The sequence below is a fragment of the Neobacillus sp. PS3-40 genome, from assembly GCF_030915485.1.
In the GTDB taxonomy this organism is placed as follows: Bacteria; Bacillota; Bacilli; order Bacillales; family Cytobacillaceae; genus JAUZPL01.
This window is the reverse complement of record NZ_CP133266.1, coordinates 4,259,480-4,283,279: the sequence shown is the minus strand read 5'-3', so window position 1 is coordinate 4,283,279 and position 23,800 is coordinate 4,259,480. Positions and strand designations below refer to the sequence as shown.

At 37.7% G+C, this 23,800-nt stretch carries 23 protein-coding genes; 12 read left to right on the top strand and 11 right to left on the bottom strand.

From position 1 onward, the window contains the following. The first annotated feature begins 31 nt into the window (after positions 1-31). A complete protein-coding gene (locus RCG20_RS20840) occupies positions 32-289 on the top strand; it encodes a YciI family protein (RefSeq protein WP_308182051.1) in 258 nt (85 codons plus the stop codon). 334 nt (positions 290-623) lie between these two features. Continuing rightward, positions 624-1,322 carry a polysaccharide deacetylase family protein gene (locus tag RCG20_RS20835; protein ID WP_374120493.1) on the top strand — a complete coding sequence of 233 codons (699 nt, stop codon included), beginning with the start codon at positions 624-626 and terminating at the stop codon, positions 1,320-1,322. A 72-nt stretch (positions 1,323-1,394) separates the two neighbouring features. Here the strand turns inward: RCG20_RS20835 and RCG20_RS20830 are convergent, their stop codons facing one another. The 4 genes from RCG20_RS20830 to RCG20_RS20815 form a co-directional block, all read right to left on the bottom strand. After that, positions 1,395-1,841 carry a hypothetical protein gene (locus tag RCG20_RS20830; RefSeq protein ID WP_308182050.1) on the bottom strand — a complete coding sequence of 149 codons (447 nt, stop codon included), beginning with the start codon at positions 1,839-1,841 and terminating at the stop codon, positions 1,395-1,397. A 22-nt stretch (positions 1,842-1,863) separates the two neighbouring features. Beyond that, positions 1,864-2,565, bottom strand: coding sequence for a DUF4367 domain-containing protein (locus tag RCG20_RS20825; protein ID WP_308182049.1), 702 nt, complete (start codon positions 2,563-2,565; stop codon positions 1,864-1,866). Next, positions 2,546-3,112 carry a sigma-70 family RNA polymerase sigma factor gene (locus RCG20_RS20820; protein ID WP_308182048.1) on the bottom strand — a complete coding sequence of 189 codons (567 nt, stop codon included), beginning with the start codon at positions 3,110-3,112 and terminating at the stop codon, positions 2,546-2,548. The genes RCG20_RS20825 and RCG20_RS20820 overlap by 20 nt, the downstream gene beginning before the upstream one ends. Before the next feature lie 363 nt (positions 3,113-3,475). Beyond that, positions 3,476-3,787 carry an iron-sulfur cluster assembly accessory protein gene (locus tag RCG20_RS20815; protein WP_308182047.1) on the bottom strand — a complete coding sequence of 104 codons (312 nt, stop codon included), beginning with the start codon at positions 3,785-3,787 and terminating at the stop codon, positions 3,476-3,478. A gap of 504 nt (positions 3,788-4,291) precedes the next feature. On the opposite strand from RCG20_RS20815, the gene RCG20_RS20810 reads away from it, so the two are divergent. From RCG20_RS20810 to RCG20_RS20785, 6 genes are all read left to right on the top strand, one after another. Then, complete coding sequence (locus RCG20_RS20810; RefSeq protein ID WP_308182046.1) at positions 4,292-5,203, top strand: ubiquinol oxidase subunit II; 912 nt, start codon at positions 4,292-4,294, stop codon at positions 5,201-5,203. 25 nt (positions 5,204-5,228) lie between these two features. Then, complete coding sequence (locus RCG20_RS20805) at positions 5,229-7,190, top strand: cbb3-type cytochrome c oxidase subunit I (protein ID WP_308182045.1); 1,962 nt, start codon at positions 5,229-5,231, stop codon at positions 7,188-7,190. Positions 7,191-7,192: 2 nt separating this feature from the next. After that, on the top strand, positions 7,193-7,801 hold the full coding sequence (cyoC, locus tag RCG20_RS20800) for a cytochrome o ubiquinol oxidase subunit III (protein WP_308182044.1): 609 nt from the start codon (positions 7,193-7,195) through the stop codon (positions 7,799-7,801). Between the two features lies 1 nt (position 7,802). Further along, the gene (cyoD, locus tag RCG20_RS20795; RefSeq protein WP_308182043.1) at positions 7,803-8,108 is read left to right on the top strand and encodes a cytochrome o ubiquinol oxidase subunit IV; all 306 of its coding nucleotides are present in this window, start codon (positions 7,803-7,805) and stop codon (positions 8,106-8,108) included. A gap of 117 nt (positions 8,109-8,225) precedes the next feature. Continuing rightward, positions 8,226-9,140 (top strand): heme o synthase, encoded by a 915-nt coding sequence (cyoE, locus tag RCG20_RS20790; protein ID WP_308182042.1) that lies wholly within the window; start codon positions 8,226-8,228, stop codon positions 9,138-9,140. 13 nt (positions 9,141-9,153) lie between these two features. Continuing rightward, a complete protein-coding gene (locus RCG20_RS20785; protein ID WP_308182041.1) occupies positions 9,154-10,047 on the top strand; it encodes a COX15/CtaA family protein in 894 nt (297 codons plus the stop codon). Between the two features lie 33 nt (positions 10,048-10,080). Here RCG20_RS20785 and RCG20_RS20780 read toward each other — a convergent pair. Further along, positions 10,081-11,411 (bottom strand): IS3 family transposase gene (locus tag RCG20_RS20780; RefSeq protein ID WP_374120492.1). Its coding sequence is split into 2 segments (ribosomal slippage): positions 10,081-11,000 and positions 11,000-11,411, totalling 1,332 coding nucleotides; the frame shifts between segments, so codons are not numbered across the junction. Between the two features lie 200 nt (positions 11,412-11,611). After that, positions 11,612-12,580, bottom strand: coding sequence for a prohibitin family protein (locus tag RCG20_RS20775; RefSeq protein ID WP_308182039.1), 969 nt, complete (start codon positions 12,578-12,580; stop codon positions 11,612-11,614). A 263-nt stretch (positions 12,581-12,843) separates the two neighbouring features. Here RCG20_RS20775 and RCG20_RS20770 point away from each other — a divergent pair, with 263 nt between their 5' ends. Beyond that, complete coding sequence (locus tag RCG20_RS20770; RefSeq protein ID WP_308182038.1) at positions 12,844-14,928, top strand: peptidoglycan D,D-transpeptidase FtsI family protein; 2,085 nt, start codon at positions 12,844-12,846, stop codon at positions 14,926-14,928. A 256-nt stretch (positions 14,929-15,184) separates the two neighbouring features. Here RCG20_RS20770 and RCG20_RS20765 read toward each other — a convergent pair whose 3' ends face one another. The 3 genes from RCG20_RS20765 to RCG20_RS20755 are packed head-to-tail and all read right to left on the bottom strand — an operon-like array spanning position 15,185 to position 18,817. Beyond that, the gene (locus RCG20_RS20765; RefSeq protein ID WP_308182037.1) at positions 15,185-15,649 is read right to left on the bottom strand and encodes a (2Fe-2S)-binding protein; all 465 of its coding nucleotides are present in this window, start codon (positions 15,647-15,649) and stop codon (positions 15,185-15,187) included. Position 15,650: 1 nt separating this feature from the next. Next, positions 15,651-16,499 carry an FAD binding domain-containing protein gene (locus RCG20_RS20760; RefSeq protein ID WP_308182036.1) on the bottom strand — a complete coding sequence of 283 codons (849 nt, stop codon included), beginning with the start codon at positions 16,497-16,499 and terminating at the stop codon, positions 15,651-15,653. Continuing rightward, positions 16,499-18,817 (bottom strand): xanthine dehydrogenase family protein molybdopterin-binding subunit, encoded by a 2,319-nt coding sequence (locus tag RCG20_RS20755; RefSeq protein ID WP_308182035.1) that lies wholly within the window; start codon positions 18,815-18,817, stop codon positions 16,499-16,501. Before RCG20_RS20755 ends, RCG20_RS20760 begins: the two co-directional genes overlap by 1 nt. A gap of 194 nt (positions 18,818-19,011) precedes the next feature. Between RCG20_RS20755 and RCG20_RS20750 the strand changes: the two genes are divergently transcribed. Continuing rightward, positions 19,012-20,619 (top strand): multicopper oxidase family protein, encoded by a 1,608-nt coding sequence (locus RCG20_RS20750; RefSeq protein WP_308182034.1) that lies wholly within the window; start codon positions 19,012-19,014, stop codon positions 20,617-20,619. Between the two features lie 37 nt (positions 20,620-20,656). On the opposite strand, the gene RCG20_RS20745 is transcribed toward RCG20_RS20750, so the two are convergent. Then, positions 20,657-21,112, bottom strand: coding sequence for a hypothetical protein (locus RCG20_RS20745; protein WP_308182033.1), 456 nt, complete (start codon positions 21,110-21,112; stop codon positions 20,657-20,659). Beyond that, positions 21,109-21,555: an FUSC family protein gene (locus RCG20_RS20740; RefSeq protein WP_308182032.1), complete on the bottom strand. Its 447-nt coding sequence runs from the start codon at positions 21,553-21,555 to the stop codon at positions 21,109-21,111. The genes RCG20_RS20745 and RCG20_RS20740 overlap by 4 nt, the downstream gene beginning before the upstream one ends. A gap of 274 nt (positions 21,556-21,829) precedes the next feature. Here RCG20_RS20740 and RCG20_RS20735 point away from each other — a divergent pair, with 274 nt between their 5' ends. After that, positions 21,830-22,396, top strand: a complete 567-nt coding sequence (locus RCG20_RS20735; RefSeq protein ID WP_308182031.1) for an isochorismatase family protein — start codon at positions 21,830-21,832, stop codon at positions 22,394-22,396. 7 nt (positions 22,397-22,403) lie between these two features. Next, positions 22,404-23,774, top strand: coding sequence for an MFS transporter (locus RCG20_RS20730; RefSeq protein ID WP_308182030.1), 1,371 nt, complete (start codon positions 22,404-22,406; stop codon positions 23,772-23,774). The last annotated feature ends 26 nt before the right edge of the window (positions 23,775-23,800 follow it).

Below are 23,800 nucleotides of genomic sequence, written 5' to 3'. Positions count from 1 at the left end.
ATTTTCAAAAATAAAGATAAGGAGCCTTTACATGAACCTTTATTTGATTACAACTACAAGGACTCAAAATTTCAACAATGATTTTGTTAAACCTCACTATGATTTCCTCGATAAGCTCAAACATAATAAGCAGCTGGAAGCTTATGGTCCATTTAGTGATGGATCAGGTGGTGCTTACCTTATTAAAAGCAATTCCTTAGATGAAGCCACTAAAATTGGAAATTCAGACCCGTTAATTAAGAGTGGTTCTTCCACTTTTGTTGTAAAAGAATGGATTTTAAAAGATTGATTCTTAGAGGAGAACATTCTATTCTCCTCTTTCCTTCACAATTTTGGTCAAATATGACATAAAACCTCATTATTTCATATCCTTATTAAATTAAACTCCCTTTAGATATAACAATAAAAAATACACTGTGATTTCTTATGTGATTTGATTGTTTGTACCTCTGAAGTTAACCCGTCACAGTATGACGGCGTTTCTCTTTTACTCTTATCCTTTACAATGTATTAGTGGATTGACATGTTAGCATTTTTCACTATACTTTTTATTTAGAGCTGATGCCAATTAAAATTTCAACTAGTGAAATGGGCAATGAAAAGTTAAAGTTGGGAGACAAATAATGAAAAAAATAATGGTTGCAATTGGGGGAATCCTGTTATTATTATTCCTTTTTTTCTTCGGTACATATAAACTGATGAATTCAAGAACATTCCAGCTATTTGGTGGATTAACTAGTCATGTACAAACAAATAAAAAAGTTGTTGCTTTGACATTCGATGACGGACCAACTAAAAATGTTGATAAAATAGCACCTCTTTTAAATAAATATCATGCAAAGGCTACCTTTTTTTTAATTGGCAATGAGCTAAAGAAAAACCCAATTGAAGGAAAAAAACTAGCCGAAGCAGGCTATCAGATTGGTAATCATACCTATTCACATAATCGAATGATTTTTAAAAAATACTCCTACATAAAAAGGGAAATTGATGAGACCAATAACTTAATTCGTAAAACTGGTTATATGGGTGAAATTGACTTCCGACCACCAAATGGTAAAAAACTAATTGCCTTACCTTATTATTTACATAGAAATCATATGGATACTATTACTTGGAATCTCGAACCGGACACTTATTTTACATCCGTAACTGACAAAGTAAAGTATGTAAATGAGAATGTGAAACCTGGATCAATCATTTTGTTGCATCCAATGTATGATAAAACGGGCAATGAACTTAAAACCATTGAAGGTATATTAGATTCTTTATCTAAAAAAGGGTATAAATTTGTTACGGTTAATGAGCTCCAGAATATGTAAAAGCGTGTGTCACTGTGGTGACACACGCTTGAGTCAAATATCGTTTTTATCAAATAGATTTAACAAAGCCTACTATTTTATAGCTTTTTTCATTTTCATTACCAAGAGGATTCCTGCCCCAACAATGACGGCTCCGGTTAAATAGATTGCCGTATAATTGGGGGAATCTTTTTTGGGAGTTTCATCAGCTATTATCGACGTTTTTTGCGTACTGTTTTCAGTCATGGTTACAGCCTGCTCACCTTCGACCACTTTCACATCAACCTTTCCAAAAGCCTTATAAAAGTAATTTGCATTTTCTCTATTATAGGGAGTAATCCCAATTTCAACTTGGTTTTCTAGCGGGACTGTATGTGTAACGGTAATTCCCTTTTTTGCTAGTTCGTCTTTTTTCACTTCGAAGATATAATGATCTACTTCTTTTTGTTTTTCTAGGATAGTAGTTGAATTTGCAAATACTGTTATGGTTGTGATCAAAGAATAGCAAAGCACCATTAGAAGTGTTGCTAGTTTTTTCATATTAAATTCCCCCGATTATTTATTACTTACGTGATCTAGCTATTTTTACTACTTCTTCAGCTGAGATTAATCCATTAATTGTGTAGCGAAAGCCATTCTGAACCCACTGAAGCTCTGCCTCATTGTTTTCAACACTTTTCAAGTAACCTGTTACACCATTGAGATCTACTTCTATATAACCTACTGGTTTAGTTTGAATGGAACTTTTCTCCACAATAATCAAATAAGATTGGCTCCCTGATACATAAGTGAAGATTGCCTTATCAGCCTGCTCCTTACTAGTACCCAATACACGAAGCCTTTCAGGTTTAAAATTGTTTGGAATATATGTTGGAAGTACCAAGTTACCACCCAACGATTCCAACGCATCACTTTCTTTTTTCAAATCCCAAGATTTTATCGTATCAGGCTCCATGATTAATTTAGTATTTCTATCACTTTTTAATAATGTATCCATTTTGCTACCTTGATTAGATGTTTGATAGATATCAGAATCTCGAATTGTAATCGATGACGGCAAAAATAAACAAATTACTGCTGCAAAAATGATAGCTCTGATCATACGATTTGTGGTTTTATTTTTTAACCCAGTTTGTTTCTTATTAAATTTGATATTCTCTCTTACTCTACCCTTCAGTTCTAAGTGGAAGTCTAGTGACTCAAACAAAACTAGATCAAATTCTTTATTTAATTGAGTCTTGAGTTCATTTTTCGGATTGGTCATAATCGAACCCCTCCTTTTTAAGTGTTTCACCTAGTAATTTTCTTCCACGATGAAGCCTTCCACGGACTGTTCCTTCAGGATTTCTTGTGATATAGGCTATTTCTACCGTATTTAAGTCAAGATAATAATACAAATATAAAACTTCTTGATAATGTGAAGGTAAATTTAGAACGTGTTTTAGAATTTGAGTTTTGTTAAGTCTTTTAATAACCTCTTCTTCAAGGTTGTAGTGTAATGGGCCATTTAAATAACTTGGTTCTGTTGGCTGCTCTGTCCATCCTTTTAGTCGCATTTTATCATGGCATAAATTGATTGTTATCCTAATTATCCAGGTCTTTACACTACTATCACCCCGAAATTTCTCCCAATTGCGATAGGCTTTCATAAATGCTTCTTGACTAATATCCTCTGCTAGATGACGATCACCTACGTAAAAATAGGCAGTACGAATTACAAGTGAACCATAACAATCCATCATTTCTTCTACTGCTTTGGATGGTTCCTTTGAGAAGATTGGATTATCATCCTGGCGGGAAGGCCTTCCCATTTGACCACCTCCACCCTAATAGACTGATCAGCTCCCCCTAACGCTACATTTTTTAGGCAATTATTTTAATAAAAGGCTGACTCGCCTAGATTGTTGTTTTTCGTACCTAGTCTAAAAACCCGAAATAACTATGGTATCGTGCTCTTTTCTTAAAAACTTCCTACAGTTTTCATCGGTAAACTGGAGTACCATTCTAATTTAGTTTCAAATAGCAACAAAGTTTAAGAAAAGAGCCTAATAAAATAAAAAAAACCACCTATCTGTTTAGGATAGGTGGCAGGGTACTTTAGAGAAAGAAGCTTCTCCATTCAAAAAATAACAGGGTAACAATATTCACATTACTGAAGTTCCCTGGATCTTTTTTTAATGATGGTGGCCATGACCGTGTGCATCTTTAGAAGGATTGGTGATAACCCACTCATCTTGTGGTACATGGAAAAATTGAATCCACACTCCGTCTAAGAATTCTTGACCCTTTTCAAGGATAATATCTATATCTTTGTCAGTCTTGACTATTTCATCGTTTTCAGTAGGTGTATCAAGCTTTATTTCATAATGAGCATGATCTCCATGCATATGGCTGACAAACACACGGAACATTTTTCCATTTGCATCTTCTCTTTCCAGCATCTTTTTTAACTCTTTTGCCGCATTGCGATTTATTTTACAATTCATAACTTAACTCTCCTATTCAATATGTATTCACTTTATTATCCCATTCTTATGAATGGGAACGCAACTTCATTGCCTATTTTTTTGAGGATTTACTATTTTGCAATATAAAATTTCATAAAAAAAGGAAGATGAATTTCGATCGATTTTTCTTTTTATACTTGAAAATCCATGTTACTATCATAAACATGCTGTTAACCTCATATCACAAAATGATTGATTTTCATGTGTTAAACATCACATCTATACTGTGATGTTTAACGCATACCAAAATCACTATTTACTCCTCTTTTAACTCTCAAATCCTTCAGTATATTGAAAAATGCAAGGCCCCCTTTTAAGATAAAACCCGCTTTTTGAATTATTTTTTTAATTAATTTTATTTTAAAGTGATTTTCAGTAAATATTTATTCTAATTTGATAAACTTTATGATATATTAGTAAAAGAATTTCACTATCATTATAGTGTTAATACAAAAATTATCCCAAATGAAAGGGGAACTTACATTGAGTAAATGGATCCAAACTGCTAAATTTTCTTTCTTAGCTTTATTGGGGATGGTACTTTTGTCCGGTTGCGATAAAAGCAAATTTATTGTTCTTGACCCAAAAGGACCTGTCGCCCACCAGGAGTTACAATTAATTATTATTTCAGTAATTTTATGCGCTATCGTTATTATTCCTGTTTTAGGAATATTTATCTATATTGTAGTGCGTTATCGAGACAGGCCTGGCAACAACGCTCCTTATCACCCAGAATGGGCTGATAGTAAGTTGTTGGAAATTATATGGTGGGGAATTCCGGTTGTTATTATCGCCATTCTTGGTGTTTACACCGCTAAAACCACAATTAATTTAACAAAACCCCCTGTAAAAGATGTAAAACCAATTGTAGTTCAGGTAACATCTTTGGATTGGAAATGGATGTTTACATATCCTGGGCAAAAGGTTGCAACCGTTAATTACGCGGAGATTCCTGCGGGAGTTCCTGTTCAGTTCATTTTAACTTCTGATGCACCAATGAATTCTTTCTGGATTCCTCAATTAGGAGGACAAGAATATACGATGCCTGGTATGTCTATGGGACTTTGGCTTCAAGCGGATAAAGTTGGAGAATATTTTGGCTCTGGTGCCAACTTTACCGGAAAAGGCTTTGCACATATGCAATTTAGAGTAAAAGCTGTAAAACAATCTGATTTTAATACATGGGCAGAGGGCATAAAGAAAACCTCCCCTGTCTTAACAAAAGCAGGATATAAAACGTTGGCTAAACCAAGTATCGAAAAAGAATTAAGCTTTTCTTCTTATCCAAAGGGTTTGTTTAAAGATATCGTTAATAAAAATGGTGGAAAATATTATCATCATATGAATGATATGGGTGACAACATGGATATGTCCGGCATGGATATGGGAAAGTAAAATAACGAATCAGGAGGAAATTTTTATGCAAAAATCGCATTTTTTTGTTACAGGCGACCCTATGATATATGGTGCCGATGCGTCGATTGCATTGGCGACAATCGCCATTGTATTCTTTCTCACCAAATTTAAAAAATGGAATTGGCTTTGGAGAGAATGGCTAACAACTGTTGATCATAAAAAGATCGGAATAATGTACCTTATCTCTGCATTACTTATGCTTTTTCGCGGTGGAGTAGATGCTATTTTAATGCGGCTACAATTAGCTATTCCTAATAATCATTTTTTACCTTCTGAACACTATAATGAAATTTTCACTACTCACGGCACAATCATGATTTTATTTATGGCAATGCCGTTTATGTTTGCTTTATTTAACATGGTAATTCCCTTGCAAATTGGAGCAAGAGATGTAGCCTTTCCGTTTTTAAATGCAGTAAGCTTTTGGTTATTCTTCATTGGTGCCATGCTCTTTAATATTTCTTTTGTAATTGGTGGATCTGCTGATGCAGGTTGGCTTTCATACCCACCTTTATCTGAAAAAGCCTTTAGTCCTGGCCCAGGTCAAAATTTCTGGATTTGGGGTATTCAGATTTCAGGTATCGGTAGTTTAGCAACCGGAATTAACTTTATTGTGACAATTTTAAAAATGCGCACGCCATCAATGCGGTTAAGAGATATGCCGCTATTTTCATGGTCCGTATTATCAGCTTCTATCGCTATTTTAGGAGTATTCCCTATTTTAACTGTTACATTAGCAATGCTTACTATTGACCGTTTACTTGGTGGTCACTTCTTCACGATGACAGCTGGTGGTAACCCAATGATGTATGTGAATTTGATTTGGATGTGGGGCCACCCTGAGGTTTACATCGTTGTCTTGCCTGCTTTCGGAGTTTACTCTGAGGTTGTTGCAACATTCTCCAGAAAACGCATCTTTGGATACAGCTCAATGGTGTTTTCAATGATTGCCATAAGTGTGGTTTCCTATTACACATGGGCACACCACTTCTTTACAATGGGTGCTGGTGCTAATGTAAATATTGTATTTGCGATTTGTACCATGATTATCGCAATTCCAACTGGAGTAAAAATATTCAACTGGTTGTTTACTATGTTCCATGGTCGAATTAAATTTACACTTCCAATGCTGTGGACGATGGCATTTGTTCCATGTTTTCTTGTCGGTGGAGCAACAGGAGTAATGCTCGCTGCAGCACCTGCTGATTATCAATATCACAACAGCTATTTCCTTATTGCTCACTTCCACCAAGTGTTAATCGGTGGTGTAGTATTCGGTTACATTGCAGGTATGTACTATTGGTTCCCGAAAATTTTCGGATTTGAATTAAATGAACGTTTAGGAAAATGGGGATTTTGGTTGTGGCAAATTGGTTTCTATGTTTGTTTCATGCCTCAGTATGCCCTAGGTTTCATGGGAATGACACGACGCATTTATACGTATAATGATGCAATGGGCTGGGATATGGGTTGGGCTCCACTTAACTTTATCTCAACTATCGGAGCCTTCTTGATGGGTATTGCTTTCCTATTCCAAGTCTGGCAAATTCTTTACAGTATTAAATATGGTAAACGCGATGTAACAGGCGACTTTTGGGATGCCCGAACATTAGAGTGGTCAATTGCCTCTCCACCACCTATTTACAACTTTGCCACATTGCCCGTAGTAAAAGACCGCGATGCATGGTGGTACCGTAAAGAAGATATGAAAAAAGCAGGATACAAAAAGGAACCAATCAAGTTTGAGGCTATTCATATGCCGAAAAACACTGGTATTCCTTTCATCATGGCGGTATTCTGGTTTATTGCTGGATTTGGATTTACATTTGAATGGAATTGGATGGGATTTGCAGGATTAATAGGTGTTGCGGGTACATTATTCGCTCGTTCATTCCAATATGATACAGATTATTATATATCGGCTGAAGAAGTCGAACAAACTGAAAAAGCTTTAGGGAGGTTATAAGCATGCAACAAAGCGTTTCTGCTCATGTTTCTGACCATGATGAGCATGGTCATGTAGACCAGGAAGGGTTAAAAGTTTTAGGGTTTTGGATCTTTCTTGTAACCGACTGTCTTTTATTTGCTACATTTTTTGCAGGTTATGCTGTATTGCATAACCATACAAATGGTGGTTTCACATCTAAGGATTTTGATATTCCAGGATTTATCATTGAAACATTTATTCTATTAATTAGTTCGTTTACGAGCGGTTTAGCCGTTTTAGCTATGCATAAAGGGAACAAAAAAGCACTTATCAACTGGTTGATCGTCACTGCTGCTCTAGGTGCACTATTTGTTGGGTTTGAAATCAATGAGTTTACAACAATGGTTGCTGAAGGGGCTACTATTTCTAAAAGTGCCTTCCTAACTTCCTTTTTCTCATTAGTAGGAACACATGGGCTCCACGTTACGTTTGGTATTCTTTGGATGATTGGGTTGATTTTTCAACTTTCTCGCAAAGGGATTACCTCTGTTACCAAACGAAAGATTACAATCATTAGTCTGTACTGGCACTTTTTAGACGCTGTTTGGATTTTCATCTTCACAGTAGTTTACTTGATGGGGGTGATGTAACATGTCAAACCATAATCACAATGGATCAATCAAAGCGTATGTTATAGGTTTTATACTTTCGATTATTTTGACTGTCATCCCACTCGTTTTGGTCTTGGAACATATGTTAGGAAAAACAGCACTTCTTGTTAGTATCTTAATTGCAGCTATTTTGCAATTTATTGTTCAATTGTTCTTCTTCATGCATATTCGTGACGGAGAAGGTCCGAGATACAATGTAGTAGCCCTAGTTTTAGGTCTTGTCTTTGTAACAACTATTGTAGTTGGCTCAATCTGGATTATGTCGTTTAATTCTCAAGTTCAATAATAATTAGCTAAAGAAAGGTGCAAGCGCCCTGCTAGCTCTCGGGCTCGGGCTGCTTGCACATATAAACTATTGAAATACAGAGTAACTATTTTCTTTTAAAAAAGGAGTGTGGGATCTTTGGCAGTTTATCAAGATATTCAGCAAAATTCGCCTACTCGGTTTATGCGGTGGACTCAAATAATTTCGCCTTATATAGAAGTAACAAAACCAAAAATATTGGTAATGCTTGTTTTTACATCACTCTGCGCGGCGCTTGTTGCCCAAAGAGATGTTCCATCAATATCAGTAATATTTGCCATGCTTTTGAGTGCATCGCTTTCAGCTGGAGGCTCTGCGGCAATAAATATGTGGTATGATCGCGATATTGACCCTATTATGGAGCGGACAGCTAAGCGTCCAATTCCTGCTGGATTAATCGACCCTACAGCTGTTTTTTGGTTTGGTATTTCCCTCGGTATTTTATCCGTTGTAATCGCTTTTCTCTTTGTAAATCCCCTTACAGCCTTTTTAAATGCTGCTGGATATTTCTATTATGCTGTCGTTTACACCATGTGGTTAAAACGTAGAACACCGCAAAATATTGTCATTGGTGGAGGAGCTGGAGCATTTCCAATTTTAATTGGTTGGGCTTCTGTAACTGGCAGTTTAGACACGACAGCATGGTTAATGTTTATGATCATTTTTCTATGGACGCCACCGCATTCCTGGGCACTTGCTTTATATAAAAATGATGAATATACTAAAGCCGGAATCCCCATGATGCCTGTAGTAAAAGGAGCTCGCTCTACAAAAAGACAAAGTCTTTTTTATATGCTTCTCTTATTTACATGTTCCATCGTTCTTTATGCAATTGGAGATTTAAATTATTTTTACCTAGCTGGTGCCCTACTTTTTAACAGTGCTCTTCTTTATTGCACATGGAAAATGTTGAAAGAAGCAGATGATCACTTCAAATGGGCCAAACTTACTTTTATTTGTTCCTTGTTTTATATTTTAGGGATGTTCTCATTCATGGTAATCGGAATTCTATAAGGGGATGTGAATCATGCGTTACTTTTGGCTCTCTTTTATTGCAGCAGCTTCAATCTTTTTAGTTAATATTATTGGTTTTATTGATACAATGACCAATTCAGCTATGGGTTGTGGATCTGGTTATCCTCTATGTAATGGAAAGTTGATTCCTGACTTTAATGACTACCACTCTGTTATTGAGTACACGCATCGAATAGTTGTTGGTCTTGCGAGTATTTTATTATTCATTGTTTCCTTCATTTCGTGGTTTCGTTATAAATCGAGGACAATAAAATGGTTAGTTCTCTTTGCCATTTTAGGAATCTTGGGAGAATCCACACTTGGAGCGTTAACAGTAATGATTTCACTTTCGCCATTACTCTTAGCGGCACATCTTGGAATCGCGCTCATTTCCTTTTCCGCTTTGTTTAATATTGCTTATTTTATTTACCTTGAAGAAAAGAAAATTCAATATGATGGGAAGATGTCCTCCTCATTCACTAATCTTTCGTGGTTTACTTTTATATTTCTATATGCCGCGATTTACTTTGGAGGGTATGTTGCCAAAACTGGATCTGGTGGAGCATTTCGAGGATTTCCCATTCCGACAGAACACTTTGTAGATGTTGGAATGGCCTTCTGGGTGGATGTCACCCATCGCCTGTTTGCACTCGGTCTAATCATTCTACTTTACGTTCTCATCCGATTAGCAAAAAAAGACCGAATTATTCGTCCGGACGTTTATCGCTTAAGCCTTATTTGCTTCCTATTAATTTTTATTCAAGGGTTAAGTGGTGCACTTTTGATTTATACACATTTAAGTTTAGGTGCAGTCCTATTACACGTTTCAACATTGTCCTTACTTGTTGGTACACTTAGTGTTATTTGCTTTCAAAGTGGATTGAAAAAAAGGCTGACTCAAAAATAAAGTGTACCCTTTGTAAAGGACATTTTAAAAAACCTAGGCAGTTTTTAGAAGATGATCTCTGTATTGAACAGGGGTCATCTTTTTTAAATTCCACTGGTATCTGTAGAGATTGTAATACGTCATATATTGTTTAATCTCACGTTTTAATTCTTCTAAGTTTTCACAAGGCTTTATGTATGCCTCATCTTTGAAATGACCAAAAAATGATTCTTGGGGGGCATTGTCCCAACAGTTTCCTCTTCTTGACATTGATTGGCGTAATCCTAGTTTTTTTACTGACTTTTGGAAGTCCGGGTGTGTGTAGTGAACTCCTTGGTCTGAGTGAATTAAGGCATCTTTTGCTTTCTTGAAGTTTCTATTTTTCTTTAACTTTAAAAGGGTGTCTGTTGCCAAGTCGATAGTCATGCGATCTGATACATTATAGGCTAATATTTCATTGGTAGAACCATCTTTTATCGTTGATAAATAAGCCTTTTGACCTTTTCCATAAAATAAATATGTGATATCTGTAAGAAGCACTTTTCCAGGCGTATCTTGCTTAAATTGACGGTTCAATAGGTTAGGGACAACTCTGTGTTCTTGTGTAGCTTTCATCATTCGTCTATAAGGATTTGCCTTTCTGATGGGGCATTTAATGTTATACTTCTTCATGATCCGTCGAATACGCTTCAAATTATAGACAACATTAAATTGACCCTCCAAAGTCATTTTGATTTGACGAGCACCTTTCTTACGATTTTTGAAATTGAACGCTTTTAAGATAATCTCCTTTACTTTCTCATCTTCTGCATCTTTTCGTTTTCTTTGTTCTTGTGACTTCGCTGAGAAATAGCTGTAATAACCACTTCTTGAAACACCTGCTATTTCACACAAGTAACTCACCATGTCTTTAAGTTGATATTTTTCAATCACTGAACGAATGAGGACATATTTTTGGCAAGGAAGGAGGACTACTTTCTCATCCCCCTTTCTGCAAACCGAATCTTTTTTAAAAGTTCATTTTCCGCCTTTAGTAAGTTAATTTGTGCTGCTAGACGAGCATTTTTCTCTTCTAAAGTAAGTTCATTTTCTCTTGGACGCCCTGAATTTCCAGCTCGAGTATCACGTAGACCACTTATCCCATTTTCTTTGAAAGCTTTTTGCCATCTTTTACTAGCTGAATGAATTCTCTCCATCCCCAAAATATCTGCATCAAATCCGCATTCTTCAAAAATTTCTCTGGCGAACTTTCCTTTCTCTTTTTCCGCTATAAATAGATGCTTCATTTCATCCGTATAAGTGATTCCTTTTGAGCTAACTGATTTAACGTATTTATTAGATGATAGTAACTTAATCTCTTTCTCTGTAAAAATCTTTTTACTCATAGTTTTTCTCCGTCTCCGTGTTGTTTTTCTCTGTTGTATTTCTTAATTATACAAAAAAGCACCCTATAGGTAGACTTTTTTTAAGTGTCTACTCTATAGGGTACATTTTAAAATAAACATTTGAGCCAGCTTTTTTTTGTATATTTTCTTCAACTTTGTCCGTTTTATCAAAAGAGGTAGTTTACAACACCTAAAAATAGTTATTTTTTCTCTACCTGTTTAAATATATCTCCTGGTATCTGTACAATCGAATTGGTTCCACTAACATATGGCTGTACACCATTCCAGCGCTTGATCCAGTTGTCTTGAATAATGGCTGGTGTCAGTGATTTAGTCATTAATTCGTTTGCCTTCGCTTGTGCTTCAGCCCTGATTCGAGTTTGCTCAGCATCTGCCTCAGCATTTACAATCGCAACATTTTTCTTCCCTTCTGCCTCAATCTTTGCATTGATCGCTTCTTGCTCCTTGTTCTTTTGTTCACGCTTTAAGAACTCCTGCTTATTTTGTGCATCTGCGATTGCCTGCAGTGATACCAGTGTTTGTTTGTCAGGACGAACATCCGATAAGGAGAAGTTCTCTATGATAATTCCATCCTTTTTCAAACGTTCCGTAATTAGCTGCTGCATTTCCTTTGTTACTTCCCCGCGCTTCTCAGCATAGACCCCAAGTACAGAATAATGTGTCGATACTTCCTGCATGACGGTTTTAATTTGTGTTTTTAAATAGCTTGCTTGAATTTCCTGATGTGTCTGCCGGCGAAACTTTGTAAAAATATGTGGCAACTTACTTGATTCCATTTTGTAAGAATAGACCACATCAACGTTAACAGATTTGCCATCATACGTATTAATATTAAATGAGTCATCTCCAGGAGATCCTTCGGTATGAGATTTTGTTAAGTATACTGTTTCTGTGGAGACTGGGTATTGGGTTACTTCCTCCCATGGCCAAATGAATTGAAGGCCTTGACCTAACACCTTATCCTTCAATCCTCCATTTAAGCTATAAACAACCCCTTTATAGCCTGGTTCAACTTTTTCTGTCAGTGTGAAATAGCCTAATACAAGAATAAATATTGCTACAAATGCAATAATAAATCCAATTATTTGGTTCTTTTTCCTGCGTAAAATGGACGGGCCCCCGCTATTGGTTTCAAACTCTCCATTCATCATTCTTCCCCCTGTCACTGCTTATTTTTTTCTCCTTGTTAGTAACACGTATTAATATACGAGTGACATACCCAAATGTTTCAATTATTTATTCTAAAAAGTTAGGTATGACAAATGATTTTGCTACTATGTTGATTGGAGCGGAAATCAACAGGAGATTTTAACATATCCTACATTTTTATAAATTTACAAGTAAATAATAGATTTTAGCAAACTCTAAAGAAGTAGTTCATCACTTTAACCAACAAAAGGACGTGAAATAGTTGAAAAATAGGAAGACCCAACCTCTACGTCTTAATCTTTTATTCTTTAGTGTATTTATATTATTTTCACTATTGGTCCTTCGGCTTGGGTTTGTGCAAATTGTCTATGGTGAAAATTACAAGCGGGAATTAGTAAGAAAAGAGGAAGTAACGGTCACAAATCCTGTGCCAAGAGGAATAATCGTAGATCGCAATTACAAAGTAATCGTCGACAATATCCCTAAAAACGCGATAACCTATACCAATCAAGGCGCAAGCCAGAATGATATGCTAGAAACAGCTGGAAAGCTGGCAAAGCTAATTCAAAAAAATACCGATAAGGTTACTGAACGAGATAAAAAAGAATATTGGATTTTCAAAAATCCAACCCTTGCTGATGCAAAAATCACCCCAAAAGAACGTGCTCTTTTTACATCTAAAAACAGATCCGATAAAGAATTAGATAAGTTAAAACTTGAGCGAATTACCGAATCCGATTTAAAACAATTAGACAAAGAAGATCTAGAAATCATTTCGATTTATCGTGAGTTTACAAGTGGTTACAAGTTTACGATGCAAATGGTTAAGAATGAAGCCGTTTCTCCCCATGAACTTGCTGTTGTCAGTGAAAATCTTCAATCTCTTCACGGGGTGGATACTACGACTGATTGGGAACGTTCTTATGCTTTTGGAAATACATTAAAATCGTTGTTGGGATCCGTGACCAAATCTGATGAAGGACTTCCCGCTGATCAACTCGATCATTTTTTATCAAGAGGATATAGTCGAAATGATCGGGTTGGAAAAAGCTATCTTGAAATGCAATACGAGGAGATTCTTAATGGGCATAAATCAAAGGCCAAAAATATAACAGATAAAGTTGGGAATGTACTTGAAACACAAGTCGTTTCAGAAGGTCAGCGCGGTAAAAATCTAGTGTTAAGCATTGATATGGATTTGCAGCAAGCGGTTGAAAAAATTATTAAAAATGAGCTTTGGTCTGCTAAAAAATCCCCAGGGACTAGTCTTTTGGACAGGGCTTATGTTGTTCTAATGGATCCACATACTGGGGAAATATTATCAATGGCTGGGAAACGGATAGAAAAAAATAAAGAAACGGGCAAAGTTGAAATGGTAGATGATGCACTTGGGACCTTCACAACAACATACAATGTTGGCTCTACAGTGAAAGGGGCAACCATTTTAACAGGATACAAAACTGGGGCTATCACCCCAAATACCTATTTTAATGATCGAGGATTGAAAATTAAAGGGACGCCGCTAAAAAAATCATATGCATATTTAGGAACTTTAAACGACATTGACGCCTTAAAGAAATCATCGAACGTTTATATGTTTCACACGGCCATTAAAATTGGCAAGGGACATTATGAGTACGATAAACCAATGCATCTAAGTGAACCAAGAGCCTTTGAATTAATCCGAAATTCATTTGCCAGCTACGGGCTTGGTATAAGAACGGGCGTTGATCTACCAAATGAACAGACTGGTTTTAAAGGAACTAGCAAACTTCCAGGCTTTCTGCTTGATCTAGTGATCGGTCAGTACGACACCTATTCAGCTATGCAGTTAGCCCAATATATTTCTGCTATCGCCAATGATGGATATCGCTTGAAACCCCATTTAGTTAGGGAAATTCGGGACCCTGTAGATGAAAACGAGGAGATTGGGCCAATTGTCAAGGAATTTAGGCCAACTGTTCTAAACAGCATTGATGTGAAACAAGAGTGGCTGAACCGTGTTCATAGAGGATTTAAAAAGGTCATGCAAGAACCCGGTGGAACAGCATATAAATTCTTCGGCGATGCCCCCTACTCACCAGCAGGAAAAACAGGTACTGCAGAGGCTTTTTATGATGGCCCCAAGCGAAGCAAGTTTGGTAAAATACCTCCAGCAGTCATGAATTTGAGCTTAGTCAGCTATGCACCAAGTCAAAATCCCGAAATTGCCATGGCTGTATTAGTCCCATGGGCATACCAAGGGAAGGAAGATAATCGAGCAAGCCTGAAAATTGGGCGTAGAGTGATGGATACCTATTTTGAATTAAAGAAAACTCGCCGATTGGCGAGCCCCAAAAGGCGATGATTAGGCGTAGTTGCCCTTATGCACTAGTAGAATTTATGAATATAAATTCTGATTAGCAGGGAATGGATTGACTTAGTGATAGGTCAATCCTCTACTATTTTAGAGCTGAATTCTGCAGATTTTCCTGTTTCCTTGGAGGTTTGGTATTTACCCGCCGGGTTTTATTGTTTACCCGCCGGGTTTCGTGTTTTACCCGCGCGTTTTCACAGTTTACCCGCCAATCCAGTAGAAAAGCCCTGAGGATCACTCCCAGGGCTCAATTCTTGTTACGCTCCTCCAAAACTGATTTAACCGCTCTCTCAATTTCCGCATAACCGGTACACCGGCAAATGTTTGATTCAAGCCACTCTTTAATAATCTGATCATTAGCATCAGGATGCTGCTCAATTAATGAATGACTGTTCATAATGAAGCCTGACGTGCAGTACCCACATTGAAAAGCAAATTCCTCAACGAAGGCCTTTTGAATTGGAGTATTCAATAATCCTTCAATGGTAGTGATCTTTTTGCCAACTGCTTCCACCGCCAGCATCAGACACGATTTCATGGGCCAACCATCCACATTAACGGTACAGGCACCGCAGTCTCCATTAAGGCAACCTGGCTTTGACCCCGTTAATCCTAGTTTACTTCGTAATGCAAATAATAAGGTATCGGCGGAACGAACCGTGACTGTATGAATTTCCCCATTAACATTTAATACGATCGTTTGTATTTTCAAATTACACGGTACCTCCTTCTGATTCAGCCATTGCCGCCAAGATATCCATAAGCAAGTTCCGCAGTACAAATACTCGAAATTCAGCTGTGCCCTCAACATCATCGGAAATTGGCTGTGGTAATACCCCAATTGCACTGTTAACTCTTTCTGCAAACGCCAGTTCTTGATTGTTCAAAAATACCTCTGCTTCTTTTGATCGAAATGGAAACGGACTATATCCACTAAGAGCAAAGCGGATTTCACCATCAATTTTCAAAGCGGCAATCGTAATAAGTGGGTAACCATTATTCCACTGTTGACGGCGCTTAATAATCACAAATGGTGCATCAATCAACCTCTGTTTTGTCGCAATTTGAACAAGCACCTCGCCTCTTCCCAATTGTATCTGTTCATTGAAAAGGTCATTAATTGGTGTCACTTTTATCCCTTCAGGTCCTGCAATGACTACCTGACTTTCTGCAAGCAAAAACGGAAGAACTGCCTCCCTATAAAAGATCTGCGCACAAATATTTCCGCCAAGTGTTATTTTGCACCGTGCTGTATGATCAGCAATTTCTCTGACTGTTTTTGTTAACAATGGAAATAAATTATCCTCCTCAATCTCAGTTAATGACAATGCACTGCCGAGGACGACTAAATCCTCACTTACCCCTCTTACCCTAAATTCAGGTATTTCCTTTATATCAATTACGGCGTCAGAATAGGCTAGATCAATCCTGCCAAGCGTAATTAGCTCCGTTCCACCTGAAAAATACATCGGTTGTCTTCCTTGCTGAATCAGCGTTTGAAAAAGATCGATTGCTTCCTTTAACGTTCCAGGTTTAAAATAATCAAAATCAAAGGGCAGCATTAAACATCTCCCTCCTTTGTTCTCCAGATTAATTCTGGAATAAGAGGTAGGTGATGAAGTGAGACCCCTGCTGCTGTCGATAATGCATTTCCAAGTGCTCCTGGCATGCCTAGTAAACCATGTTCACCAACACCCCGTGCACCATACGGGGCATCAAGCTGCGGAGTTAAAACAAAATCAACTAAATATTCCGGATTTTCTCCATATCGGAGCGGGCGGTACGTCCGAAGTTGGGGATTCAGCACTCTGCCAAGTTCATCAAAATAAAACGTTTCTCTGCCAGCAAATGCCAAGCCCATGCTCATCGCACCCATTACCTGACCGATTGCTGCTTTTTCATTTAAAACGGTTCCAATATCAATAACTGATACTGCTTTCAAAAGCCGATAAGAAAAATCATTTCGGTCAAACTCAACTTCTACTCCGTACGCACCCACTGCCCACTCAGGTCCAGGATGGCCAGCACCTGTTTCTGGATCTAAGCGTGACATCCGCCGTAAAATATAATTTCCTTTACCGATAATCTGACCACCTATTGAATTGCCATTTGGGTATTGATAGCCATATCCAACATCTTTGAAATCGAGCCCAATTGAAGGATCATCACGTAAAAATACTCGGCTATTCGCCACTTCTAAATCTTCTTTCGGCGAGCGTAAAACACATGCGGTTACTTCTTTCAATTGATTAATAATATCTTCTGCTGCCTCTAGGACGGCTTTACCATTCATAAATGTCGCCCTACTCGCGACCGTCTTCCAGTGTTCAGGGGTAGTCTGTGTATCCACTTCCATTCGCACATGAATTTTATTAACGTCCATTTTCAACCGTTCTGCAAGAATTTGGGCAAGAACTGTTTTTGATCCTGTGCCGATTTCAATGACACCTGACATTAAATTAATACTGCCATCGCGGTTAAAGGTTAAAATAACCCCGGAAGGTGCATTGGCATCAATCGTCGAGGTTTTCCAACTACAACAAATCCCTTTTACCCGGATAATACGATCGCTTACTTCAACCACTGGACCTTCATCCCAGTGAATCAATTCTTTTAATCTATCAATACATTTTGGTAGATTACCTACATTACTTTTATTTAAAAGAACTCTTGTTGGTGTCTTATTTCCTGGCAGGATTGCATTTCTGCGGCGTAGTTCGAGCGGATCGATTTCAAGCTTTTCTGCCAGTAAATCCATTGTCCGTTCAATCGCAAACGAAAGCTCCGAATGGCTAAAGCCTCGAAACGGAGCTGCATAGGGATGATTTGTATACATGCAGTACGAATCACACCAAAGATTTTCAATATTGTAAGGTCCTGTACAATCCACTGCACCTGCTCTCGTTAAATCAGTTGCTTTATCTGAATATGCACCACCATCCCATAAATAACGTATTTCGGCTGCTTTGATCATCCCATTTTGATCCGCACCAAACTTAATTTTTGCATCAAGCCCAATATGACAGGGGGAGGTTAATATATCCTCTTCCCTCGTATTTAAAATCTTAACCGGTTTTCCGCCAACTGCTTTAGTGGCCAAATAAGCTAGAATTTCGAGTTGTACAGACGCTTTTCCCCCATATGCACCACCCACCAATGGAGTGTTGACAATAATTTTCCCCATATCCTCTTTAAAGTAAGTAGCAATCATCTGTTTGACCATAAAAGGGGCTTGTGAGGAGGTAGTGATAGTAATATTACCATCTGGTAAAATTTCAGCAATCGCACATCGTGTTTCCAGCGCCGCATGATCTGATGGGGCAAGGCTGAAACTTGCTTCCATCACGGTTTCACTTTCTGCCCATCCCTGATCCATATTTCCTTTTCTAATTTTTACATGTGAGGCAATATTCGTCCCTGGGATAGGATTCATATCCTGTTCCTTTTGATAATCGCCCAATTTGGGATGCACTAACGGTGCTCCGTTTTGAAAAGCAGCTGTTGGTGAATTAACGACAGGGAGTAACTCATATTTTACTCGAATCAAATCAGCTGCTTTTTTCGCTTGACCTGGAGTATCCGCAACTACAAGTGCCACTGTTTCACCATGATAGCGCACAACATCGACAGCAATGGGCGGACGATCACGAATCGATTCACCCGTTAGCGGAAAATGTTCTCCTGCCAGAATGGCCCTAACTCCTGGAACTTTGAAAGCTTCCACCGTGTCAATATCAATAATCCTAGCATGGCCGTAAGGGCTAATGACCATTTTTGCTGAAAGCGTTGCTGTAGAATGATAATCATGAGTATATCTTGCCTTGCCTGTTACTTTATCTAACGCTTCCTTACGAATGACACTTTTACCAACAACGTCCAATCCCATCCCTCCTCAAATGAACATTTATTGGTTCAAAATCTTCTAAAGTATCAATATCCTAAAATAAATAAATAAATTACCATTTTCATTCAATTCCTACCCTATTTATATTCAAGAACATTCCATTCCTAGAATTCATAATTTTCACATGAACAATCATATTTATAAATAAGATATTTTTTGGGGGTGAGTGCATGAAGAAGCTGACAAAATTTATAGACCCACTGCCCATACCTCCTCTCTTGAAACCCAGGTGGAGAACGAGGGAATATACCTATTATGAAGTGACGATGAAGGAAGCCAAGCAAACCCTGCATAGTGAATTGCCTGAAACTACGCTATGGGGTTTTGAGGGAATATATCCTGGACCGACAATTGAAGTGGAGTCATGGGAAAAGGTGTATGTAAAGTGGATGAATCGTTTGCCGACAAAACATTTTTTGCCGATAGATCATACTGTTCATGGAGCAGAGAAAGAGAAACCTAACGTTAGAACGGTCGTCCACTTGCATGGTGGACGAACGGAGCCCGCAAGTGACGGCTATCCTGAAGCCTGGTTTACAAAGGATTTTGCAAAAACAGGTCCATTTTTTCAAAAAAAAATAGTTGAATATCAGAATGGAGAAAGTTCGCGTTGTTTGTGGTACCACGACCATGCAATTGGACTAACACGTTTAAATATTTATGCCGGATTGGCAGGCTTTTATATCATCAGAGATCCTAATGAACGCTTGTTAAATCTACCAAAGGGAGAATTTGAGATTCCGCTGATGATTCAAGATCGGTCGGTACGTGAGGACGGAACCCTCGTGTACCCGAAGCAGCCTCAAAAACCCGTTCAAGGTAATGACCCGTCCGTTATCCCTTCCTTTTTTGGCGATATGATTGTTGTTAATGGCAAAGTATGGCCTTATCTAGAGGTGGAACCAAGGAAATATCGTTTTAGAATTTTAAATGCAGCAAATGCCCGCTTTTTCAATTTAAAGCTCGATTCTGGACAATTAATATATCAAATTGGCACAGATAGTGGGTTTCTTGAACAGCCAGTTGGAATGAAATCTATTTTAATTGCTCCTGCAGAGCGGTTTGATGTAATTGTTGATTTCACCAATCTTGAAGGAAAGTCAATTGTTCTAACCAATGATGCCCCCACTCATTATCCTGGTGGAGATCCTGTTAACAAAGAAACAACCGGAATTGTCATGCAGTTCAACGTGACAAAAGTACGAACTAGCATTGATACAAGTGTGATACCACACTATATGGGATCAATTAATTGGCTGCAAGAGTATATGGCTCACAAAAATAGATATCTAGAATTAAGTGAAGAAAAGGATAAATTCGGAAGGCCACTATTCCTTTTAGATAAGAAAACGTGGGATGAACCCATTTCGGAAAATCCGACGATCGGTAGCACCGAGATTTGGAGCTTTGTCAACGTTAACAATGATGATCACCCTATTCATATCCATCTAGTCCAATTTCAACTATTGGATCGTCGCCCCTTCGATGTAGAATATTATAAAAAAACGGGGAAAATCGTATACACGGGTGCGGCTATTTCAGCTCATCCAAGTGAAAAAGGCTGGAAAGACACTATTAAATCGCCACCTAATCATGTGACAAGAGTAATTATTCCCTTTTCCCATTTCACTGGACAATACGTCTGGCACTGTCACATGCTTGAGCATGAAGACTATGAGATGATGCGCCCGTATATGGTACTTCCTACCCCCTTATTCTTAGGCATCTCGTCCAACTTTTTCAACAACGAGGTCGTTTCATGGTACAAAGAAACATGATATTGCTGCTTCTCAAGTTCGATTGGGATTGTAACCTTTAATACCTTACCTGGCTGTTCAATCTTAGCCAGGTTTCCTTGTGCTTCAAAAAAGGGATAAACGCCATTAGTTGTTCTGTCCATTCTGAAACCTGCAAGGGAGTGATTGTCCCAGCCGCGGACCATGCCACAAACGTTCCGACAATAGATGATAAATACGTATATCCTTGGTTTAAGTAATAGATTCGTTGCTTCATTTCCTGCAGTTCTTTGATACTCTTTTTTCCAAACGGGTTATATTCCAAACTGTCAGCTGCATCTTTCATCAATGTTTTTGTTTGATGCAAATCTTTAAGTAATTTTTTCACTTCTGTTTGTAGCTCATATCCTTCCCCTTTTTCAAAGCCAAACTGAATCCAATTGGAGACGTTCCTAAATATTAATACTAACTGTTCAGCTAATTTTTGATAACTTTTCGCTGCCTGCTTTGTAAAATTTGGAGGATTTGCAGTCATATGAATGAGAACCGCGATGAGCCCCCAATTAAAGTATCCCTGAACCGATCAATTGGATAACTACCTGCCTTATGTTCAAATACAAACACTAACAAAACGGTTAAAGCGACTTGATGCAAAGCTGTTTCATCACGTTTTAACCATTTGGTCACAAATCCTCCAACTAAAATTAATAAACCTAATGTCCACCCATTTACATTTAAATATGGAGCTGCGAGTACCGTTAGCGATATACCAATAACTGTTCCGACCATACGGTGATAAGAAAAGAGAATTGATCTGTTCACAGTGGTTTGTAAACAAAGGGCCACCGAAATAGGAGCTAAATAAGGGTGATGTGATCCAGCTAATTTTGCTATTTCCCATGATAATGCTGAGGCAATAGCCATTTTCCAAATCAACATTGTTTTATTTTCCATTTGTTTTTTTACTTGTTTAGTCATATCCTTTAAACTCCTACCATGTCTTTTCAAATGAATAGCATTTTAGTTTATCCACCATAATCAATTGCAATCCATTTTCAACAGGAACCCCCATTTGTAAATGGTGATTAAGAGAAGTAAAATAAGACAGATTAAAGAGAACTTGCCCTAGCGCCGTCGATTGCCAAATTGCACTTATGCGATTTAAGTGCTGACTATTTATCAACGATAGTTACTTACTTTAGTGCGTTAACAAAGATAAACTTTCTAATAAGCTTAACGAGGAGACATACCAATGAATACATTACATATTGATTATCAAAAAACTGCACTTATTTTAATTGATTTACAAAAAGGAATTGTCGCAATGCCTGGCGGAAATGAGGTTGTCGAAAAGGCAGTAAAACTGGTGGATTTATTCCGTCAAAACAACGGATTTATCAGCTTTGTCCGCGTTAGTTTTCTTGATGGAAAAGACGTTCTCAAGCCATTGATAGATGAATTTGTTCCAACACCAACTAATCGTCCAATCGACTGGGATGAGCTTGTACCTGAACTTGGCGTCACAGAAAAAGATTATGTAATAACAAAACGTCAATGGGGAGCCTTTTTTGGAACGGATTTAGATCTTCAGCTTCGCCGCCGTGGAATTGATACGATTGTCTTATGTGGTATTGCTACCAATATTGGCGTTGAGAGTACAGCTCGTGAAGCATTCCAATTTGGATATAATCAGATTTTTATTACCGATGCAATGACCACATTCAGTGAAGAAGCACATCAGGCAAGTATTCAATTTATTTTTCCTAGAATCGGTAAAAGTAGAACAACTGCAGAATTCTTAACACAGGTAAGAGGCTAAAAAATTCATGAAAAAGAATCGTGCTTTATTTTTAACAGCAATTGCATCCGGGACAATGCTAAATCCGCTTAATTCTTCGATGATTTCATTAGCATTACACAGCATTCAAAAGGATTTTCATTTATCCTTTTCAACTGTTTCATGGCTAATCTCTTCCTTTTATTTGGCAAGTGCAGTTGCACAACCTGTTACTGGAAAAATTGGGGATTTAATTGGGAGCAAGAAAACATTTCTCATCGGTTTAGTTCTTGTTGCCATTTCAGCAATTGGGGCACCCCTCTCAACCTCATTTATGATGCTACTGATTATGCGCTTATTTCAATCGATTGGAAGCAGCGCGATATATCCATCTGGGATGTCACTCATTCGGGATCATATCCATGAACGCCAAGCATCGGCGCTTGCCGTTTTGTCTATCTTTGCTTCAGCAATGACATCACTGGGCCCTACTTTAGGCGGTTTTCTGATTGTGTGGGGGGATTGGCCTGCAATCTTCAAAGTAAACTTTCCGTTTATTCTGATTAGCTTTTTGTTAGGATGGTATGTGTTCCCTAAGGATCAGAAAAAAAAGGGTGTAAAATTAACGAGCCTCCTAACCCATATGGACCTTATTGGAATTGGTTTATTTGCGATTGGAATTGTTCTTTTACTTTGGTTTTTATTATCAATCGAAACAAAAGTACATTTTGTTGCCGGAATCACAGGAGTTGTTTTTCTTGTGGTATTTGTTTGGTGGGAATTGAGGGAAAAAGAACCGTTTATCGATATTAGGTTATTTAAAACACATCCAAAGCTTTCGTGGGTCTATTTGCAATTTATATTTTTAAATATTTTTTTCTATTGCTTATTCTTTGGCCTTCCAAGCTATTTTCAAGATGAAATGCACTTAAGTGTACGAACGACTGGTTTATTAATGCTTTTTATGTCTGGCGTTAGTATTTTCATTTCTCCATTAACAGGAAAATGGATTGACAAATCTGGTGTGAAGCAACCAATAATTATTGGCTCCTTTCTGTCTATTATTGGAGCAGTAAGCTTATCCCTTTTCTTTGTCCATGCCCCTTACTGGGGTATGGGGCTCATTTTATCATTAATGGGAATCAGTTATGGAATCGGAAATGTTGTCCTCCAATCCGCAATGCTAATGGAGAGCCCTCCTTCTATTATTGGGACAACATCAGGATTATTTCAAACATGCCGTTATTTAGGATCGATTATATCTTCTATTGTTTTAGGGCTTGTATTTGGAAAAGAAATCACCGCACAACATTTACAAATCCTTGGGATTGTACTAATTGTTACTGGCTCCATCAGCTTTTTGATGAGTTTATTTTTTACAAAGGCAATAGGAAAACGGATGAAGATTGGAAATACGTAGGTGTACGGATCTTCATATCCTATTAT

Bases quoted from the DNA above. Each gene is read 5' to 3' on its own strand.
- RCG20_RS20840 (WP_308182051.1), top strand. From the start codon at position 32: ATGAACCTTTATTTGATTACAACTACAAGGACTCAAAATTTCAACAAT.
- RCG20_RS20835 (WP_374120493.1), top strand. From the start codon at position 624: ATGAAAAAAATAATGGTTGCAATTGGGGGAATCCTGTTATTATTATTC.
- RCG20_RS20830 (WP_308182050.1), bottom strand. From the start codon at position 1,841: ATGAAAAAACTAGCAACACTTCTAATGGTGCTTTGCTATTCTTTGATC.
- RCG20_RS20825 (WP_308182049.1), bottom strand. From the start codon at position 2,565: ATGACCAATCCGAAAAATGAACTCAAGACTCAATTAAATAAAGAATTT.
- RCG20_RS20820 (WP_308182048.1), bottom strand. From the start codon at position 3,112: ATGGGAAGGCCTTCCCGCCAGGATGATAATCCAATCTTCTCAAAGGAA.
- RCG20_RS20815 (WP_308182047.1), bottom strand. From the start codon at position 3,787: ATGAATTGTAAAATAAATCGCAATGCGGCAAAAGAGTTAAAAAAGATG.
- RCG20_RS20805 (WP_308182045.1), top strand. From the start codon at position 5,229: ATGCAAAAATCGCATTTTTTTGTTACAGGCGACCCTATGATATATGGT.
- cyoC (WP_308182044.1), top strand. From the start codon at position 7,193: ATGCAACAAAGCGTTTCTGCTCATGTTTCTGACCATGATGAGCATGGT.
- cyoD (WP_308182043.1), top strand. From the start codon at position 7,803: ATGTCAAACCATAATCACAATGGATCAATCAAAGCGTATGTTATAGGT.
- RCG20_RS20785 (WP_308182041.1), top strand. From the start codon at position 9,154: ATGCGTTACTTTTGGCTCTCTTTTATTGCAGCAGCTTCAATCTTTTTA.
- RCG20_RS20775 (WP_308182039.1), bottom strand. From the start codon at position 12,580: ATGAATGGAGAGTTTGAAACCAATAGCGGGGGCCCGTCCATTTTACGC.
- RCG20_RS20760 (WP_308182036.1), bottom strand. From the start codon at position 16,499: ATGCTGCCCTTTGATTTTGATTATTTTAAACCTGGAACGTTAAAGGAA.
- RCG20_RS20750 (WP_308182034.1), top strand. From the start codon at position 19,012: ATGAAGAAGCTGACAAAATTTATAGACCCACTGCCCATACCTCCTCTC.
- RCG20_RS20745 (WP_308182033.1), bottom strand. From the start codon at position 21,112: ATGACTGCAAATCCTCCAAATTTTACAAAGCAGGCAGCGAAAAGTTAT.
- RCG20_RS20740 (WP_308182032.1), bottom strand. From the start codon at position 21,555: ATGACTAAACAAGTAAAAAAACAAATGGAAAATAAAACAATGTTGATT.
- RCG20_RS20735 (WP_308182031.1), top strand. From the start codon at position 21,830: ATGAATACATTACATATTGATTATCAAAAAACTGCACTTATTTTAATT.
- RCG20_RS20730 (WP_308182030.1), top strand. From the start codon at position 22,404: ATGAAAAAGAATCGTGCTTTATTTTTAACAGCAATTGCATCCGGGACA.